This is a genomic window from Streptomyces sp. iso_384, assembly GCF_056172905.1.
In genome coordinates this window covers 1-543 of sequence record NZ_JBWBTT010000032.1, presented here as the reverse complement: position 1 = coordinate 543, position 543 = coordinate 1, and the positions used below count along the sequence as shown (strand labels likewise).

Below are 543 nucleotides of genomic sequence, written 5' to 3'. Positions count from 1 at the left end.
ACGGTTCATCACGAGCTGGATGCCGGCCTGGGTGTAGGTGTGGCAGACGGCTTCGGTGATCTGCGTCTGGGTCATGCGCGCGGTTGTGGGGATGCCGAGGTAGCGAGCGAATTCGGTGATGAGGGTCTTCGCAGTCGCGCCGGGCGAGACCAGAACATACGCGACGGGCACTGAGGCGTGCGCTGATCCGGGCGGTGCCGGGTTTTTGCGTGTGTGGGCGAGGTGGCAGGTACGCCCGACGTTCAGCAGGGCCGTGGTCTTCCCAGCTGCGGCGGGGCCGGTGACGATCAGTGAGGGCCGTGCGACGGTTTGCTGGTGGTGGCCGAGGATCATCAGGGTGCGGACCTGGGTGGCCAGGATGATGGCGGGGGTGCGGATGGTGGCGAAGCTGGAGTGGTAGGCCAGGCGTTCCTCTGTGCTGCGGGGCGGGTCGCCGGGCCGGGGAGGGGTGACGGGGGCGGTGGTGGCGAAGTGGTGCCAGCCCTGCCAGCCCTGCCAGGTGGTCAGCGGCCAGGATAGCTCGGCTCCGCCGCTGTCGCCGGG

Annotated in this window: 1 protein-coding gene; it reads right to left on the bottom strand. The window is 69.4% G+C overall.

Going from position 1 to position 543, the window contains the following annotated elements; all coding sequences use genetic code 11:
* A partial coding sequence (locus AC0VY3_RS37895) for a TniB family NTP-binding protein (RefSeq protein ID WP_475552002.1) occupies positions 1-507 on the bottom strand: 507 nt, incomplete at its 3' end.
* Positions 508-543: the final 36 nt, after the last annotated feature.